Source organism: Streptococcus porcorum (genome assembly GCF_053203725.1).
Genome location: NZ_JBRUDG010000008.1, coordinates 53,346 through 69,327 on the forward strand (window position 1 = coordinate 53,346; position 15,982 = coordinate 69,327).

The 15,982-nt window shown below is 35.5% G+C and carries 19 protein-coding genes and 6 pseudogenes; 3 read left to right on the forward strand and 22 right to left on the reverse strand.

All coding sequences use genetic code 11. From position 1 onward, the window contains the following. Positions 1 to 267 precede the first annotated feature (267 nt). Positions 268 to 963 (forward strand): hypothetical protein, encoded by a 696-nt coding sequence (locus ACVRWY_RS03485; protein ID WP_354368880.1) that lies wholly within the window; start codon positions 268 to 270, stop codon positions 961 to 963. Positions 964 to 1,163: 200 nt separating this feature from the next. Here the strand turns inward: ACVRWY_RS03485 and ACVRWY_RS03490 are convergent, their stop codons facing one another. The 6 genes from ACVRWY_RS03490 to ACVRWY_RS03515 all read right to left on the reverse strand — a co-directional run bounded on the left by ACVRWY_RS03490 (position 1,164) and on the right by ACVRWY_RS03515 (position 5,883). Continuing rightward, entirely contained in the window at positions 1,164 to 2,363 is a 1,200-nt protein-coding gene (locus ACVRWY_RS03490) for a tyrosine-type recombinase/integrase (protein WP_024381007.1), read from the reverse strand. Positions 2,364 to 2,385: 22 nt separating this feature from the next. Further along, the gene (locus tag ACVRWY_RS03495; RefSeq protein WP_001258319.1) at positions 2,386 to 2,613 is read right to left on the reverse strand and encodes a DUF3173 domain-containing protein; all 228 of its coding nucleotides are present in this window, start codon (positions 2,611 to 2,613) and stop codon (positions 2,386 to 2,388) included. A gap of 278 nt (positions 2,614 to 2,891) precedes the next feature. Further along, positions 2,892 to 3,116, reverse strand: coding sequence for a helix-turn-helix domain-containing protein (locus ACVRWY_RS03500; RefSeq protein ID WP_024381006.1), 225 nt, complete (start codon positions 3,114 to 3,116; stop codon positions 2,892 to 2,894). A gap of 180 nt (positions 3,117 to 3,296) precedes the next feature. After that, a complete protein-coding gene (locus tag ACVRWY_RS03505; RefSeq protein WP_027971246.1) occupies positions 3,297 to 5,162 on the reverse strand; it encodes an SAG1250 family conjugative relaxase in 1,866 nt (621 codons plus the stop codon). Further along, positions 5,149 to 5,514: a MobC family plasmid mobilization relaxosome protein gene (locus tag ACVRWY_RS03510; RefSeq protein WP_024381004.1), complete on the reverse strand. Its 366-nt coding sequence runs from the start codon at positions 5,512 to 5,514 to the stop codon at positions 5,149 to 5,151. The genes ACVRWY_RS03505 and ACVRWY_RS03510 overlap by 14 nt, the downstream gene beginning before the upstream one ends. A 6-nt stretch (positions 5,515 to 5,520) precedes the next feature. Next, on the reverse strand, positions 5,521 to 5,883 hold the full coding sequence (locus ACVRWY_RS03515) for an SAG1252 family conjugative relaxosome accessory protein (RefSeq protein WP_024381003.1): 363 nt from the start codon (positions 5,881 to 5,883) through the stop codon (positions 5,521 to 5,523). Positions 5,884 to 6,603: 720 nt separating this feature from the next. Between ACVRWY_RS03515 and ACVRWY_RS03520 the strand changes: the two are divergent. Next, positions 6,604 to 7,041 (forward strand): annotated as a pseudogene (locus ACVRWY_RS03520) (IS3 family transposase); the annotation flags it as partial. A gap of 30 nt (positions 7,042 to 7,071) precedes the next feature. On the opposite strand, the pseudogene ACVRWY_RS03525 reads toward ACVRWY_RS03520, so the two are convergent. The 4 genes and pseudogenes from ACVRWY_RS03525 to ACVRWY_RS03540 form a co-directional block, all read right to left on the reverse strand. Next, positions 7,072 to 7,203 (reverse strand): annotated as a pseudogene (locus ACVRWY_RS03525) (arsenic metallochaperone ArsD family protein); the annotation flags it as partial. A 1-nt stretch (position 7,204) separates the two neighbouring features. Further along, entirely contained in the window at positions 7,205 to 7,498 is a 294-nt protein-coding gene (locus tag ACVRWY_RS03530) for an ArsR/SmtB family transcription factor (protein WP_000385048.1), read from the reverse strand. Positions 7,499 to 7,563: 65 nt separating this feature from the next. Continuing rightward, positions 7,564 to 7,689: pseudogene (locus tag ACVRWY_RS03535) on the reverse strand (ArsR family transcriptional regulator); the annotation flags it as partial. 181 nt (positions 7,690 to 7,870) lie between these two features. After that, positions 7,871 to 8,547, reverse strand: a protein-coding gene (locus ACVRWY_RS03540) for an IS6-like element IS1216 family transposase (protein WP_001067797.1) whose coding sequence is annotated in 2 segments (ribosomal slippage) — positions 7,871 to 8,361 and positions 8,361 to 8,547 — 678 coding nt in all. Because the reading frame shifts where the segments join, the coding sequence is not laid out codon by codon here. On the opposite strand from ACVRWY_RS03540, the gene ACVRWY_RS03545 reads away from it, so the two are divergent. After that, complete coding sequence (locus tag ACVRWY_RS03545) at positions 8,546 to 8,827, forward strand: DUF5960 family protein (RefSeq protein WP_032514102.1); 282 nt, start codon at positions 8,546 to 8,548, stop codon at positions 8,825 to 8,827. The two genes, ACVRWY_RS03540 and ACVRWY_RS03545, sit on opposite strands and share 2 nt — an antisense overlap. An 8-nt stretch (positions 8,828 to 8,835) precedes the next feature. On the opposite strand, the gene ACVRWY_RS03550 is transcribed toward ACVRWY_RS03545, so the two are convergent. The 12 genes and pseudogenes from ACVRWY_RS03550 to ACVRWY_RS03605 form a co-directional block, all read right to left on the reverse strand. Further along, complete coding sequence (locus ACVRWY_RS03550; RefSeq protein ID WP_000667758.1) at positions 8,836 to 9,132, reverse strand: hypothetical protein; 297 nt, start codon at positions 9,130 to 9,132, stop codon at positions 8,836 to 8,838. 49 nt (positions 9,133 to 9,181) lie between these two features. Next, positions 9,182 to 9,571 (reverse strand): DUF5945 family protein, encoded by a 390-nt coding sequence (locus tag ACVRWY_RS03555; RefSeq protein ID WP_027971254.1) that lies wholly within the window; start codon positions 9,569 to 9,571, stop codon positions 9,182 to 9,184. Beyond that, entirely contained in the window at positions 9,568 to 9,795 is a 228-nt protein-coding gene (locus ACVRWY_RS03560; RefSeq protein WP_181459421.1) for a DUF5965 family protein, read from the reverse strand. Before ACVRWY_RS03560 ends, ACVRWY_RS03555 begins: the two co-directional genes overlap by 4 nt. Before the next feature lie 53 nt (positions 9,796 to 9,848). Further along, entirely contained in the window at positions 9,849 to 10,925 is a 1,077-nt protein-coding gene (locus tag ACVRWY_RS03565) for a DNA primase (RefSeq protein ID WP_354368886.1), read from the reverse strand. A 39-nt stretch (positions 10,926 to 10,964) separates the two neighbouring features. Further along, positions 10,965 to 11,603, reverse strand: coding sequence for a peptidylprolyl isomerase (locus tag ACVRWY_RS03570; RefSeq protein ID WP_354368888.1), 639 nt, complete (start codon positions 11,601 to 11,603; stop codon positions 10,965 to 10,967). A gap of 95 nt (positions 11,604 to 11,698) precedes the next feature. Further along, positions 11,699 to 11,989 carry a DUF5966 family protein gene (locus ACVRWY_RS03575; RefSeq protein WP_002935084.1) on the reverse strand — a complete coding sequence of 97 codons (291 nt, stop codon included), beginning with the start codon at positions 11,987 to 11,989 and terminating at the stop codon, positions 11,699 to 11,701. A 13-nt stretch (positions 11,990 to 12,002) separates the two neighbouring features. Then, positions 12,003 to 12,302, reverse strand: coding sequence for a DUF5962 family protein (locus ACVRWY_RS03580; RefSeq protein ID WP_024401832.1), 300 nt, complete (start codon positions 12,300 to 12,302; stop codon positions 12,003 to 12,005). A 70-nt stretch (positions 12,303 to 12,372) separates the two neighbouring features. Beyond that, positions 12,373 to 13,332: pseudogene (locus tag ACVRWY_RS03585) on the reverse strand (hypothetical protein); the annotation flags it as partial. Next, positions 13,299 to 13,637, reverse strand: a complete 339-nt coding sequence (locus ACVRWY_RS03590) for a DUF4368 domain-containing protein (RefSeq protein WP_224727707.1) — start codon at positions 13,635 to 13,637, stop codon at positions 13,299 to 13,301. The gene ACVRWY_RS03590 and the pseudogene ACVRWY_RS03585, both read right to left, overlap by 34 nt. A gap of 388 nt (positions 13,638 to 14,025) precedes the next feature. Then, a protein-coding gene (locus ACVRWY_RS03595; protein WP_354368891.1) for an IS3 family transposase occupies positions 14,026 to 15,371 on the reverse strand; the annotation gives its coding sequence in 2 pieces (ribosomal slippage) (positions 14,026 to 14,915 and positions 14,915 to 15,371; 1,347 coding nt in all). Between the two features lie 71 nt (positions 15,372 to 15,442). Continuing rightward, a pseudogene (locus ACVRWY_RS03600) lies at positions 15,443 to 15,703 on the reverse strand (topoisomerase C-terminal repeat-containing protein); the annotation flags it as partial. Positions 15,704 to 15,872: 169 nt separating this feature from the next. Next, positions 15,873 to 15,982, reverse strand: a pseudogene (locus tag ACVRWY_RS03605) (23S rRNA (adenine(2058)-N(6))-methyltransferase Erm(T)); the annotation flags it as partial.

A 15,982-nucleotide genomic window follows, 5' to 3' on the forward strand; every position in this document is an offset into this window, starting at 1 on the left:
TCATTAACCGACAATAGTGATAGAAACGGGCTATGTAGGATTTTTCAGCATAGTCAGACTTTCTAGAATACTGACAAGTTTAATCGTACGATTTGCGTCTAGCAAGATTGCAACTTGCTTAATAATATAGTACTACATCTAACCTTACTTTACATTGTCACAGTTTAACTGTCACCTCTAAGGGAGTATTTATCAGAACACCATGATATAATATTAGGTGCAAGGGAAAAACCTTGACACTTTTTCTATAAGGAGTTAAATATTTTTATGAAAAAAAACTTGAAAATTGCTAACCATTACTATTTATTGTATTTAGAAAACAAGGAACTCCGTAAAATTAAAAGCTATATTGCGAAAAAATCAAGTGATACATTTTCATTTGAAGAAAAAATTATTCTTTTAAAACTCCATGAATTTTATAAAAACTACAATAAAGTAACCGAAGGAAAAAGCATCTCCCTCGAAAAATTTTTGGGTATAACTAAATCTAATAAGAATCACATCAAAACGGCAATAGGACTATTTGAAAATTATTTCTCCTCAAAAGGCTTACGAGATAGACTAGTCAAAAGTCATGAAAAGATTATCTTATTACAAGAGAAAAATAAAGGTACATATGATATTAAAGAAAGTCTAAGAACAGATAAACTAAAAAAAAGAGCCGAAAAAATTTTATGGCACATTCCTTCTAAAAATTCTATCCATAAACTATTTCTAGATGATAAAAGTAGCAAGAACAATTCTCTATTTTATATAACAAACATAAATAACTTTGAGTCTCTAATGAAATTTCTAAATATATCTAAACTAGATGTCACAGTTGAACATCTTTCATTTGTTTTTTTACAGAAAGCACTAAAAAAGAAAAAAGTTGATATAGCTAGTATTGAAAATGAACATACACAACTACAAGCTGAATTATCAGATTACTATGACTTGATAAAATTTTATTACTTTTCATAAAATAAAAAAGACACCCCCACAAAAATTTGTGGGGGTGTCTGTGGGGGTGTTTCAAACGAAATACACCCTTTTATATCACCTTTTTCAAGAGCGAAAAGGCTATAATACTAGGCTTTCAGTTTCAAACAATCAGTAAACGATTATTTAAGAGTAACAATTGCACAACATGTTAAATGTGCAATATCAAGGGGTTTGAGTTCTTAATTTGAAGTTTGGCAGGAATTTTGGCATAAAATTGAATCCAATCCTGCACTTTTGATATTTTGTGTGATTTCTTCAGAAACTGTTTTATCTAAAGCATTAAACCAGTGACTGTAAGTATTCAAAGTTGTTGATTTATCGGCATGTCCCATACGTCTGGCTACATATAAAATATCTTTTTTCAAGACATTGATTAGATAGGATGCATGGCTATGTCTGAGACCTTTTCCTGTAATTACTGGAACTCCTACCTGTTGAGCTTTCCGTTTGATGATGCGACAAATGGTTGATTTGCAAAAAGGATCTCCAAATCTTGAAATGATAAAATCTGTATCTTGATTTGCAAACTGATTTTTTCGCCAAACTTGAAGTACTTCAATAGTAATATCATCCAATTCAATAAGTCGTTCACCTGCTGGAGTCTTTGTTTGGTCTTTACGATACCAATTACCATTTTCATCTTTCTCTAAGGTTGTATGTACCTTTAGAAATTTTTTATCAAAATCAATATCCTCCCAACATAAAGATAAACCTTCGCTCACTCGTACACCTGTCATATAATATAACCAGATGGCAGTAAATCGTTGCAATTCTTCATAATCATGTAAGTCAAATGATTTGATAAATGTCTGAAACTCCGCATAGGTCCAAAATAGAGTTTCTGGATGTTTACCTCTAGGATTATCTAATGCTTTACAAGGCATATTTGAAATATAGCCAAGTCTTTCTGCATAACCCATACAAGCTTTAAACCTTGACCATAAATTTTTCGCATAGTTTTCAGAATAATTCTCTATGATATGCAATCTAAAAGCTTCGCAATCTCTAGGAGTTATTGCTTTTAATGGCTTTAAACCAAAATATTGAATAAAAAGTTTATGATGAGGAAGAGCCGTCTTATATGTCACAGACTGAACTTTTTGCTTATATGCTCTTAAATAAATTTTGTTCATATAGTTTTCAAAAGTCATATTGTAATTTTCTAAACTGACTTTGTTGGCAAATTCATATTTTATACGAACTAATTCGTCATATGCTTCTTTCATTGTTTCAAAGGTTTTACCATATTGATTTTTTCTAGCTTTCTTTTGTACCCTTTTGCCAGTTACTGGGTCGATTCCAAGATCAATCTGATAAAATATCTTTCCCTTATTATCACAATAAACACCTTTGTATTTTTTACTACTTTTTGTTGCCATTTGGATTCTCACTTTCTAAATGTTATTTAGATAGTGGAATCCCTATTAATTGTTCCACAATTTCTGCTGGTGCGATACCTAGTCTTCGATTGTCAAAGGGCGATTTACTTAATTGTACCGCATTATGGTCAACTTTGCGAGCTTCTTCAAACTTTTTTACAGCAATTTTTTTAGCTTCACGAATAATGTCTCTAGAGGTATGTTCAGGAAATCCTAAGTTCATTAAATCTTTATATGTAGCAGTTCTCATACACTTTCCTCCTTCAAATCACTAAGTTATTTTACACGCTAGATGGGATTTGAATGGTTAGTTCAATCATGGGAATTTCACCCGCTGTCCTTTTTCGATGGCAGCCTGAACGGTCAGAAGTATCATTATCATTATTTGTGTCATGGCAGATAGGTCACCATCCTATTTTTGAATAAATGATTTTCGCTCATTTCCTGGCGCATTACATTCTATTGCTCAACAAATAAATAAAGTCCCACCTAGAATTATTCAATTGTCAATGAACAAATCAGGAGGGACTATTTTAAATTATTCTTTATTCGGTGGGGAAAGTCAGTTTGCCCCAACAAATAATCTGTACTAACGTTATATAGATTTGAAAGTTTTATTATTACATCTGCCGATAAAATACGTTCTCCTCTCTCAATTTTTGCATAAGCAGAGTGGGTAAACGAAAGCTTTTCGGCAACGTATTTTTGAGTGAAATCATTGTCTTCTCTCAAATCCCTTAAACGTCGGTACATCAATCTTTCTCCTAAGGAAAAGTATAGAGGATAACTAGGAGAAATTTGATATATTGTCCTAATTGGACAATAGAAATAAAACTCCCAAACCGTTTATTTCTTTACAAATTAGACGGTTTGAGAGTAGCTTCATTATACATTATACCAAAATAAACAAGAATATGTTGGAAATTTGAATATTTATTCAATATGAATGGAAAAATCGTCTGTCTTGTATTTATCCATATTTAAAACTCTTACATATTCATCCAACTTTCTAACCGCATTTTCGTATTCTTCGATTTTATTGTCTAGCTGATTCTGTATCATTTCAATCTCAGATTCAATCTGTCCAATTGTTACATTCTGCGATAAATTCATCTTGGAACATTCATACTTAGCTAATTGCTTGGTATCTTGATTATCACTTTGTAGGTTAACAACTACTTCTGCCATCTTGTTTAAGGTGGCGTTTTTTTCTTGAAGATTTGTCAATTCAATATCTAGCTGTGCGATGTCTCCAACCAATTCATCTTTTAATTCTAGAAAGGATTTATTTTGAATGTTTAATGTCATCAATAAATTGATTTCTTCAATTTTTTGTTGAAGTCTAGACAGACTTATTCGTCTCTTATAAGGTAAAGACCTATTGTCAAATGTCAGTTGGCGAATCAAGTCTCTTCCCTTCATAAAACGATTCTTTTCTGAGTCCTCTTTATGATAAACGAAATAAGAAGATGTTTCTCGAATAAACACCTGATACTGTTTCTTATTTTCTTGTTCTAAGATATTTAGTTGATGATTTGGAATGAAGATTAGTCCTTCTTGTCCAATTCCCAGCCAAACTTTAATAAATAGACCATCTGAAACCGCCTTTTCAACTTGCTCCTCAGCAATCTCAACTTCAAACTCATGCACTGCATCTCTCTTAGTCTTGTACGTTTCATAAGCTTCGGTTATTTCTTCTTCGATCAATATGTCTGAATGCTGTTGTGACTCAAACATTTCAAATTCCGTTTTTACGTCACTATTATGAAGCACTTCAACCACATCATGTTCCTTGAAGTAGCTCTCAAAATACGTAGTGTCATAAAGATTTTTCTGACTTAATGACTTATTTGGTATAGAAATGCAGCTTTGTCCATCAGAAAGAACAAAATCTATCGTTTTTATTTTGCTCTTCAATTCTAATCCCAGTAACCCAGCTTTCTCAACTAAATCATCAAATGAATTGGATCTTGGCAACAAAAATTCTAAAATCCGTTCAATCTTTTTCTTGGCAAAATAATGTTGAAAATATTCTTTTGAATAGGGTTCTCTCTTATTCAACTTATCTCCTCGGATGACTTGCTTCATATCTCTATCTGTCATGAAAAATCGACTATGTTTCTTTGAGAAATCCATTTTGACATTTAGTTGCTCAGCTTTTTGCATAAAATCATTGAAGTCAATAGAATGTTCCATGAGAAAAAATAACCGCTGCTTCAATTCGTATTTGTGATTAGTACGGCGATAGACCTCGTAATCTCTATGAGAATAACGTTTAGGTGGAATGATTTTGGCACCAGCTACTTTAGAAATTCTATCTGAAATCATTTTTAAATTTCTTTCAAGAGCGTAGTCCCACTTCAACTTTTTTTGAGATTGGCAGTCGATTGAGTTGATAATAATGTGATTATGACAATGATCCTGATCAACATGAGTGGCAACAATGAATTTATATTGACCACCTATAAACTCTTTTATCGTTTCATAGCCAATGCGATTGATTTCCTCTGGACTTAATTTATCCTCAGGTGAGAAAGACTGAATGACGTGATGAGCATGTATTTTCTGTTGCTTTTTCTCTTGTCTATCAAACCGTGAATCGTAGAGTTGATCATTTGAAAGGAAATTATTTTGATACATCTTTACCAGTTCCATATAGTCAGGAAAATCAAGATAATTACTCATCCCAAAATCTGAAATCAACGATAAATTCCTGGTCTTCTTAGGATCAAGGATATACTTGATTAATTGACGTCGATATTTTTTCCCATGAACTGCATAATGCTTAGTGATGACCATAAAATTCTCTCAATCTTTGACACTTGATGTCAAAATCTTGTTGCAACTGTTTTTCTAACTCAGCTATACCGAGCTGCAATTCTTTTACTTGTTGAAGACTTAATAGGTGGCTTTGATTTACTGCACGTGCAATCTGGTTTATATTATTTCCAATCCTACGAATTTCAAAAATCAGGTCTTGAAATCCTCTTGTATCTATTGTGATAAAATTCATACCAGGATCGAGTAAGGTTTTTCTGGCATAATAAGAAAAGTTTGGACACTGACTCTGAGCAAGTTTTTTGTTGAGAATAATTAATTCTTGATCACTCAAATATACCTTTTTCAAATTGGTCCGATAACGATTTTCCATAATAATTTACCTTATGTACTTTTCTTTGAATGAATGGCTTAATGGAATACTTATCTCAATTTCCCTCATCAAGTCTTTGACACAAGTCAAAATGATTTCAAGATGTTCCATAGTGACGGATTGAGACGACTTTGCCAGAACAAGTATTTCATGTACATCTCGGTAAATCTGTTCTACTTTTTGGTGTTGTAAATATTTTATCCATTCTTCAATCAGCTGGGATGATTGGTGATTTATTTCCAATAATTTACCTCTAGCAAAAGGGGAGAATTGCTCATATCCCCCTTGTGCCATCATTTTTTGTATCTGTTGATACTCTTCTATTGAGAAATTGACTTCCTTGCGTATCTCTCTGACTAGGTTTCCCATGCTACATCCTCCAGATTCTTTATTATCGGTATATCCCCGCCCTCGTATTAGACACGGCACTGCCTAATATCCTCCATTTAGGTCTTTGCGAGCTCAGATATTGTGTCCACAATATCCCAAAAATCATATCGCCAGCTGACCAAAACCTTCCAGTTTTGACAGCCAACGATAAGATAACTTGGTGGCTCCGCCCCCAAACCCCCAGTGAAAAATCAAGGACTGATTTTCTTAGGAATGGTATTAGGATAACAGGGATGATTTGGAAAAGGTATCACAAAATTGATATAATACTTTTATATGAATATTTTCAAAGAGATGCATTATATCCAAATCATCTAAACAAATTGAAGAAGATGCTGTCGATTATTTAAAAATGGCGTTAAAAAAATCAAAACATATTAACAGAGAAATTTCTGAGGGAGATAAATAACCAATCTGGGATGGTCACATATACTTTTACAAAAATATAGAAAGACGAAATATTGATTTTTTGGAGCGAATTCCTGTTCAGTTTAAAGGTTGTGATGATTATTATAACGAAAATGTTGGATACCCTCTAAGCAGGATTAATTTGGAGCATTATCTTACTGAAGGTGGTGTACTCTACTTTGTAGTGTACTTGAAAGACGTTAGTCCTACTGTCACTTATGCTTCACTAACACCAAAAGTCATTAAGAACGTATTGCTAGCTAGTGACAAGAAAAAGAAAAGAATTAAGAAAAAAGAAGATATCTTTCTCCTGTTCTGGATGGCTATAATAGCGAAATTATTGATTTTACCTTATCCCGCTCTCCAAACCTCATACAAGTCAAGACCATGCTTGAGAAGGTCTTCCCTGAGGAAACTTACCCAAATACTATTCTCAATAGTGACCAAGGTTGGCAATACCAACATGAAGTCTATCACCGCTTTCTTGCAAGTAAAGGCATACGTCCTTCCATGTCTCGCAAAAGGACCAGCACGGATAATGGTATGATGGAATCCTTCTTTGGTGTCTTGAAGAAAGAGATGTTTTATGGCTTTGAGAAGACTTTCAAGTCTCTGGATCAACTGGAGCAAGCTATCACCGAGTATATTTTTTACTACAACAATAAACGCATTAAAGAAAAACTAAGAGGACTTAGTCCTGTTCAGTATAGAACTAAATCCTTTCAATAATATTTTTTGTCTAACTTTTTGGGGTCAGTACACTTCTACACCATCGGCTTTTTCCAATGTTTGAATAATAGAGGAAACTCGAAGCAATTCTGTATCTACTCCGGGACCACAAACTCCTGTGTCACAACACATTGCTGGTTCGTACAACGATACTTTACTCATTTTACATAACTCCTTCTTTTTGTTTTGTATTCAATATCTGATGTATTAATTCTTGAAATTCTTCAATGTTCTCTGTTACCAGAGAATAATATTGCCATTTGCCTTCTTTACGTGCGGTTACTACTCCCGCCTCAATTAAAACCTTCATATGATGTGATAGTGTCGGCTGAGTAAAATCAAAATTATCCAAAATATCACATGCACACTTTTCACCAGTTGAAATCATATCTAATATTTGAAGTCTATTAGGCTCTGCAATTGCCTTCATAATTTTTGATAATCCTAAATAATCCATATTCTCACCTCCACATAGAAATTCATCTATATTTAATATAGAACTTTATCTATATTTTGTCAATGAGTAAAATCAAAATTATCCAAAATATCACATGCACACTTTTCACCAGTTGAAATCATATCTAATATTTGAAGTCTATTAGGCTCTGCAATTGCCTTCATAATTTTTGATAATCCTAAATAATCTATATTCTCACCTCCACATAGAAATTCATCTATATTTAATATAGAACTTTATCTATATTTTGTCAATGAGTAAAATATGAGTTATATCCTATCGTAAATTATAAAATACCTCTTAAAGCATCTCCTGAAAGGTTCAGTTGCAAAGTTTTAAATAAAGAATAAAATCCCTTACGGTATCTATGATTTAAGCTGGGATTCCCAATAATACCTTGATTTCAGTACAGACCGAAAACTCGAAGAGAGTGCCTTCTTTCCGGGTTTTCTTATATAATCCTCGAATGGCTTCCATGCCTTTAATCGTGGTAGAGGCAGTGCGTAAACTTCGATAGAATTTATTGCGTCTCTTTACTGGACGATGGTCTTGTTCAATCAAATTATTCAGGTATTTAATGGTACGATGTTCTGTCCCTTGATAAAAGCCGTATTCTTTTAGTTTCTTAAAGGCACTTGTAATAGAGGGGGCTTTATCTGTGACTACAACCTTCGGTTCATCAAACTGCTTCACTAACCGCTTAAGAAAAGCATAGGCTGCTTGTGTGTCCCGTTTTTTACGTAACCAAATATCCAAGGTTAAACCATCTGCATCGATGGCTCGATACAAATAATGCCATTTTCCTTTAATTTTGATGTACGTTTCATCCATTTTCCATGAATAAAAGGATTTTTTATTTTTTTCCAAATTTGATAGAGTAGTTTGCCATATTCTTGCACCCAACGATAAATCGTCGTATGAGAAACGTTAATGCCACGATCATATAAGATTTCTTGAACTTCACGATAGCTAAGGTTATAACGAAGATAGTAGCCCACGGCTACAATAATCACATCCTGCTGAAATTTCTTTCCTTTAAAAGGATTCATCGTCATTCCTCCTGCTATCTTTTTCTATTATTCTACCTTATTTGGTAGTAGATTTAAAACTTTGCAACAGAACCCTCCACTTACTTTCTTAACAGATGATATTATGCTTGCCATGGCAAAATCTCAAAAGCCCTATTTTAAGCTAAATAAGGAAAATTCGAAAGACCATCGTGACCATTATTTTATGTTCAATGTAGAACCTTCACGAGATAATAATCTAGTTAGACTATATTGTTACGATTCAACGATGACACATATTTCAAAAAACAGGCCAAAATAATTGGTCTGTTATTTGTTATTATTGCTCTCTCGCCTACCTTGTCTAAATCTCTCAATGTTTTTTTTCAACTGCTCAGTATTCAGTTTATTTTTCGCTTCTTGAATTGTCTTATCAAGATTATGTTCCTCTGTGTTTGTAATGTTTCGAGACACTTCTACGTTCTTGCTAGGCTTGAAACTTGGATCAAAAACCACATCTAGGAGTTGCTCTACTTTGGTTTGTTCAGTATCTGACATCTCTGATAGTCTATGAATCAGTCGTTTAAATTGATCCTGGTTCTGATTTTTCTTTTTAAAGAATTTCATTTTCTTCTCCTTAAATCGTAAAAAGGTAGCCCGCATAGGACTACCTGACTTATAAATCATCAATGGCTACTGAAATAGCCTGTAACTTTTTATTTTGGATTTTCTTTTCATCAATCAATTGATGAAGTTCTTCAATTTGCTTCTGACAGGCGGAAATATCCTTGTTGTTTTGTGCAATGGTATCAGCCAAATGTTGTTTATAGTCACGTGTGATATTTACCTTCTTCGGCTGACTTTGTTTAACGGTTGATGCGAGCTTTTGTCCATCTTTAGATTCTGACTCCTTTTGTTGCTGTTCAAAAGCAGCCACATAATCTACTTCTTCAATTGGTTTTTTATCCTGTTTATGGAAGAGTGCTGCGATTTTAGCTCGTTCTTCATGGGACGATGTTGGTTTCACATCCTCTAGTGGCTGATCAAAATTCCATGTTTTACTCATTCTATTTCCTCATTTCTGTAATTTGGGTGTAGTATGGTTTCTTTACCAAAGGCTTGCTCTAGTGCTTCATGAAATGACAACTGACTAGATTGTTGCCGTTTGATAAAGGTACTGTACATAGCTGTTTGTAGTTGGTCACGATAGTGTTCCAATTTCTCCGTCTCACGTGAGACCTTTTCTTCTTGCCTAGCTACTTTTTCAACCAGACGTTCAATCACACTCATAGGGTGTCCTCCTTGTCACTTTCTAGATTATGATAGCGAACTTGATTTTGTTATCACAATTCCAAAGAACGCACTCGTTTTGGTGGAGGATGATTCTTATTGACTTGTGCTTGGGCTGTTTGGTTAAAATCACTTAAGGATAGTTCACTCTGCTGTTTCACAATATCATTCCAATCTGACTTTGTTTCAAGGCCCTGCAATGGTGGTAAATCTTGAGAAAACGGAAGTCCTTTATCTGACAGTTTCTGACAAAATTCTCTTCCTGCTTCATCGTTATCAACAGCCATTGTTATGACGTTTGAATGAGTTTGAAAAAAGGTTGTCGTCTCTTGTATTGCCTGAAGATAATGGCTAAGCCTGCTTGGTTTTACTGTATCTAGAAATGCCAATTTCCCCTGTTCCTCTGCTATTAGACGCAAAGTCTGATAAGCAATCACTGAAAGTTTTAAGCCTTCCATTGAAATCAGGCGAACATCTGATAACTGCTTGTTATGAAGCTGATAATAACTCATCATATCTATAACTGATTCACAAAAGACGAGTCGCTTAGGATTCCCAATATCGAAACTAATACCGACATAGCCATGAGATCCTTTCATGATTTTTTTGAGATAACCTCGATCGTGTTTTTCTTCATTTTTGACGAGACCTTGAAGGCTTGCGGCCTGTAAGGTCCCGTTGTGGTCATAGCTTTTTAACACTAATACGGGCTCCGATTGATAAGTAGCGTGAGCAAGCAATCCTTGTCTGCCAAAGGTATTAATAGTCTGATCACTTAGGCCACGGACGACTTGCAAGTAAGTACGTGCTTGCTGAAAGGGTTCTTCATGCAAATAGTATTGAAATGGTTGATAAGTTTCTTCTATCAACTTAACTTGTTCAAAATCCCCAGTTTCAAGATAGGATACAGCCTCTTTGAAAGAAACACCTGTCACTAATTGAACAAAGTCAATTACATCTCCTTGTATATCTCTTGAAAACCATTTGAAAGTATTGGTATCGGCAAAAATCCGAAAGGAATCATGGTCTGGGTGTTCATAAATGTGTCCTGATAAACGTCTGAAGTAACAGCCCAGACTCTCAGCAACATCTAAAATGGCCTTTTGTTTTACTGCTTTAATTCGTGTCATCTTTCCTCCCTATCAAAAAAAGCAGAAGACTGTCTCCTGCTAGTTGTTCTCGCTTGTCGTAGTTCCTTGGATCGTTGGTATGCTGGAATTGGCTCCATCTGTTGCTTCTTTCATGTCCTCCAGTTTCCCATTCCAAATGGTCAACTGATTAACCAGGAGCTTGTCGGAAACTTTGGAGTAGGATAACATAACCGTCTTGGTTTCTGTCTGAGTGGTTCGCTGTTGTTGCTCACTCAAATCAGAAACATAAGTCACTTGATAGGAAACTTCCGCAAGTGCAACATGGCTTTCTGTATTGACATAGATACTGGCTGATTCAAATCGGTAGTCAAGCATATAATCTTTATAAACTTGATTGATCGCTTTATTCTGATTTGCTTCCTCTTCTGAAAAGGCCGAATCCGTCATGTAGGGTTTGATACGAGTGTTATTTTCTCCTAACTGGATCTTGGTGTAATATTGAGTGAGAAATTCATTGACAAGCTCATCTGATAGGACGGTCGCTCTTTCCTCCTGCTTTTTCTTTGACACAAGTTTATTGGCTTCTGCTCGTATTTGGTTCTCTGTTTGTTTTGAAACGGATTGTGAGCCAATCGTGTAGCCAATCATGACCATAAAACTGACTGCGATTAAACCTCCTACTCCAATCAGAAATCGAGCTTTCACTTTATTTAACATGGCTTACTCCTTTATTAGTGATAGCCAAATCATAACAAGATTATCTTGGAAAATTTATCACAAGAAAAAGGACTACCAATCGGTAATCCTCCGTGTTAAACTATTCTATTTCTCCACCACTTTATAATAAAGCTTAAAACGAGAAATAGATTCAAAGCAATAAAAAATCCTGTAAAACTCCAAACTCCATTAGTTGCTAAATCTTCTGAATAGAGGTATCTCTCAGTAAAGAAGAGGTAAACTCCATAGATTTCAATAAAGACTAATCCACTGATGAGTCCGATAAGAAATAAAGCACCTGAAACTTTCACAATCCGATAAAGGACAAACAACATCAGTCCTATTGCTGCGATAATCAAAAGGCTTTGTAGAATTTGCTCCAACATCTTACACCTCTTTCTAGGCTAATTGCTTGCGATAGTAGTCAGCCTGTCTCTTGTCTAAATCATCAAGTTGGGCAACCAAATCAAGGTATTCTGCCTTCGTCACCTTATCTAAGCTTGGAAAATCATTCTCACGATTTGTGATGATGATTTCCAGCTGTCCAGTAATTTCACGCCTTGAAAAACTGTAATCAAAGGTCTCATCTTCATACTGTTCCTTTAAAGTTTGGTAGTTTGCCCTATCTTCTGAACTCGTAAAGCCTTGTGACAACCATTCTTCAAGTTGATAACGCATTTCTTCTACTGTTTTGGTCATGGTCTGTTCTCCTTTTGTGATTTCTTGACTTCATTTTACCGCGTTCAAAAATATTTGTCAGCCTTTTTTCTTATATCTCGAGTGCTAGTTGTTGCTTCTTTTGGGCTGTTGTATCTTCACTAAACTTGGCCAAAGCTGCATCTATCTCTTCAATCTCTGCTTCTTTTTCAACCAAGGGAGCCAAGACATCATACTTAGCCTTTACAAGCTGATATTCCTCTTCCTTGGGAAAGATTTTCTCAACTTCAACTTTGGCTACTTGTAGCTTATCTTTTAAATCCTTTACCAGCTCTTGCGTCTTTTCTTGGTCATCCAAAATATGGTCAATGGTATTACTGATCCGTTGAATGGTTCCCACGTCTGATTTCAAATCAAGGGCGACTGTATATTGGTTATCGCCTACAATCATCAAAGAAACAGTCTCTGGTAAAGGCTCACTAGGACCACGTGTTGTCATTTTCAAATCAAATCCTCTAAAGCTGGCAAGCGTTTTGACTTCCTTGGTCTCTGAGCGGTTATAGGTGATGAGTTTACGCAGATAGTCCCCAGCTTCAGCACGATTATCCATTGCTTGATTGTCAAATCGCATGACAAAATCTTGCGCCTTTGTTGCCAAAGATTGGGCAATATCTTTATCGTATTGACTCAACCGTTTTTCCATAGTAGGGATGTGCTTCTCGCAATAGGAAACTGTGTGGCGGTATTCATCTTTTGAGCGATTAAAAGCTCGTTTTTGATTTTCTAAAACTGTCAGTTCATTTTCCAATTCCATTTTGAGTTTGAGATAGGGGTTTTCAGTGGCTAAAACCTTAAAGTCAGAAGCTGTCATGGTTTGTTCATCAATGTCTTCTGCCGACCGCACAGGGTCTTTTGAGGTCATAATCTGAGTGATATATTTGAGCTTATTCTCCTGTGTCTGCCAGAGGTAATTGTCAAAGCTCCCTTTAGTGATATAGTGATAAATATCCACCTCCTGGTGCATATTCCCTTGTCGAATCAGTCGTCCATTTCGCTGGACAATATCAGTCGGTCATTTTTTGCGGACAGTTCAATACATGCCCTTCGGTTCCTCTCCCTACTCCTGCGTTTGCTCTCGTTTGATTTCTCCCTCTGTATCCTCTTAGCACAAGCGGGACAATACTTTGATATTCCAGAGCTGGGGACGTATTCAACACCGCACACCGTACAATTTTTAGGCTTTAACGCCGTCCACCGCTTTGTGGGTGTGATATGTAATTCACCGACAAAGCCGATGAATTTATAGTAAATCTTGATTTCCTGCCTTACTGTCCCGTCCGCAAGTTTCTCACGTTCCGAAACAAGTATCTTGTCTATGAGTGCGTTTTTTTAATTGCTTTAATATTTCATTTACTGATTCTATATCCAAATCGTACCAATCACCAAAAGCGATAATATCACCTGATACTTTTTTTCTATAAAGTCAACTGTTAAAGTTATTTCTCTTGTTGACATTGGCGAACGTGCTTGTGTGCTTTATTTCTCGATCAGCTTTTAAAAAATGAGGAAATGTTTTTATAAAAAAAGAGTAGTTACCGTTTTTTGGTAACTACTCTTTTCTTTTTTTGTATAGTAATATTGTATCATTAAGAATCACAAATCACAAGTGATTTGTGATTAATCACTTGTGATTTGTGATAAGTGATTTGTGATTAATATATAAAAGCCCTCTTTATGTACTGACCCCAAAAAGTTGGACAAATAATTATTGAAAGGATTTAGTTCTGTATTGGACAGGACTAAGTCCTTTTAATTTTGCTTTGATTCGTTTGTTGTTGTAGTAAAAAATATAATCTGTAATAGCTTCTTCAAGCTCGTCAAGTGATTGATAAGATGTCTCGAGTCCATAAAACATTTCAGATTTGAGAATGCCAAAGAAAGACTCCATCATCCCATTATCTGTGCTATTCCCTTTGCGGGACATGGATGGTCGAATGCCCTTGGTTTCCAAAAAGTAATGGTAAGACTGGTGCTGGTATTGCCAACCTTGATCGCTATGGAGAATAGTCCCACTGTATAAATCTGCTGGAAAAGCCTTCGCAAGCATAGTTTGAACCTGTTTCAAGTCAGGTGACCGAGACAGGGTAAAATCAATAATCTCACTATTATAGCCGTCAAGAACAGGCGATAAGTAGAGTTTCCCTTCAGGCAAAGCAAACTCCGTCACATCGGTATAACATTTTTCATAAGGCTTAGATCCCTCAAACTGACGTTTAATCAGATTATCAGCCTTCTTACCCACCTCACCTTTGTAAGAAGCATACTTGCGCTTACGACGAATACGAGCCGCTAAGCCCATGACTGTCATCAAACGCTGCACCTTTTTATGGTTGATGAAGAAACCTCGATTTCTGAGTTCTAAATAAATCCGACGATAGCCGTAATTACCTTTATGGTCATCATAAATGGCTTGAATTTCAGTCTTAATTGCTTTGTTCTTGTCGGGTTTATCCAGTTGCTTGACTTGATAATAATAGGTTGAGCGAGGCATTTTAGCTGTCGCAAGTAGGAAGTCTAGTCGGAATCCTCCTTGGACCATATCTCTAATTGTTTCTGCTGTTCGCGCACTAGTGTTTCGTCCCTCAAGCGAAGTTCCCTCAACTTTTTTAGGAAGGCCACCTCCGTTCGGAGACGTTCATTTTCCTCTTGAAGGCGCTCTAATTCCGTCATCTCTTCCCAGGTTTTCTTGCGTTTACGTCCCATCTTGCTCGGTCTCCCTCTTGGTTTTTCAAGAATAGTATACCCGTTTTTCTTGTATTGTGCTATCCAATTGGGAAGCATTCCTCGATTTGGCAAGGCATAATCAAGGGAAACTGAGAGTTGAGAACACCCATGAATCAAGACTTTATCCATTATTTCTTGCTTTAATTCAGGTGAATAATACCTATTTTTACCTTTTTCAACGATTTCCACGCCATATCGATCCATGAGTTTTATCATGTAGGTGAGATTGGCAATAGTGACCTTGTATATCTGGCTAAGGTTGACCCACGACATGCCACTCTTTCTCAGCTCATATATTTCTAGTTTATCTTCATAACTTAATTTCATAAGAAAAACACCCCAATCGTTAGATTTTGTGTCTAACTTTTGGGGTGCAGTTCATTAAAGGGCTTTTATGTTTATTTTGAAAAAGAGATAAAATCAATATATCCCTTTTCCCCAATTTTTACAACGGCATTGTAGGGCTTTTTCTCTTTGTTTTTGATTCCTTTTACCAGGGTTTCTTTTCCCTCCAGTAATTCTTTTACATTCGTTTTGGTTAGTTTTTTCTTTCTAAAATGTTCAGCTAAAGTAAACTTACATTCAGGATAATTTGAACAACCATAAAACGATTTTTTTAATACAATATTGTTGCCACACTTAGGACATTTTCCTACAAGGGGTCCCGAGCGCTTAGTGGGAATTTGTACCCCTTATCGATACAAATTCCCCGTAGGCGCTAGGGACCTCTTTAGCTTCTTGGAAGCTGTCAGTAGTATATCTAATAATTTATCTCCATTCCCTTTAGTAACGTGTAACTTTCCAAATTTAAAAAAGCGACTCATAGAATTATTTCCTCCCGTTAAATAATAGATAACTATTAAAAATAGACAATACTTGCTCATAAGTAATGGTACTTAAATTGTTTACTTTGGCGTGTTTCATTGCTTGATGAAACT

Excerpts from the sequence above, each read along its gene's own strand:
- ACVRWY_RS03485 (WP_354368880.1), top strand. The coding sequence starts at position 268 with ATGAAAAAAAACTTGAAAATTGCTAACCATTACTATTTATTGTATTTA.
- ACVRWY_RS03555 (WP_027971254.1), bottom strand. The coding sequence starts at position 9,571 with ATGAGTAAAACATGGAATTTTGATCAGCCACTAGAGGATGTGAAACCA.
- ACVRWY_RS03550 (WP_000667758.1), bottom strand. The coding sequence starts at position 9,132 with ATGAAATTCTTTAAAAAGAAAAATCAGAACCAGGATCAATTTAAACGA.
- ACVRWY_RS03530 (WP_000385048.1), bottom strand. The coding sequence starts at position 7,498 with ATGGATTATTTAGGATTATCAAAAATTATGAAGGCAATTGCAGAGCCT.
- ACVRWY_RS03490 (WP_024381007.1), bottom strand. The coding sequence starts at position 2,363 with ATGGCAACAAAAAGTAGTAAAAAATACAAAGGTGTTTATTGTGATAAT.
- ACVRWY_RS03510 (WP_024381004.1), bottom strand. The coding sequence starts at position 5,514 with ATGGAAAATCGTTATCGGACCAATTTGAAAAAGGTATATTTGAGTGAT.
- ACVRWY_RS03560 (WP_181459421.1), bottom strand. The coding sequence starts at position 9,795 with ATGAGTGTGATTGAACGTCTGGTTGAAAAAGTAGCTAGGCAAGAAGAA.
- ACVRWY_RS03495 (WP_001258319.1), bottom strand. The coding sequence starts at position 2,613 with ATGAGAACTGCTACATATAAAGATTTAATGAACTTAGGATTTCCTGAA.
- ACVRWY_RS03565 (WP_354368886.1), bottom strand. The coding sequence starts at position 10,925 with ATGACACGAATTAAAGCAGTAAAACAAAAGGCCATTTTAGATGTTGCT.
- ACVRWY_RS03580 (WP_024401832.1), bottom strand. The coding sequence starts at position 12,302 with ATGACCAAAACAGTAGAAGAAATGCGTTATCAACTTGAAGAATGGTTG.
- ACVRWY_RS03575 (WP_002935084.1), bottom strand. The coding sequence starts at position 11,989 with ATGTTGGAGCAAATTCTACAAAGCCTTTTGATTATCGCAGCAATAGGA.
- ACVRWY_RS03570 (WP_354368888.1), bottom strand. The coding sequence starts at position 11,603 with ATGTTAAATAAAGTGAAAGCTCGATTTCTGATTGGAGTAGGAGGTTTA.
- ACVRWY_RS03505 (WP_027971246.1), bottom strand. The coding sequence starts at position 5,162 with ATGGTCATCACTAAGCATTATGCAGTTCATGGGAAAAAATATCGACGT.
- ACVRWY_RS03515 (WP_024381003.1), bottom strand. The coding sequence starts at position 5,883 with ATGGGAAACCTAGTCAGAGAGATACGCAAGGAAGTCAATTTCTCAATA.
- ACVRWY_RS03500 (WP_024381006.1), bottom strand. The coding sequence starts at position 3,116 with ATGTACCGACGTTTAAGGGATTTGAGAGAAGACAATGATTTCACTCAA.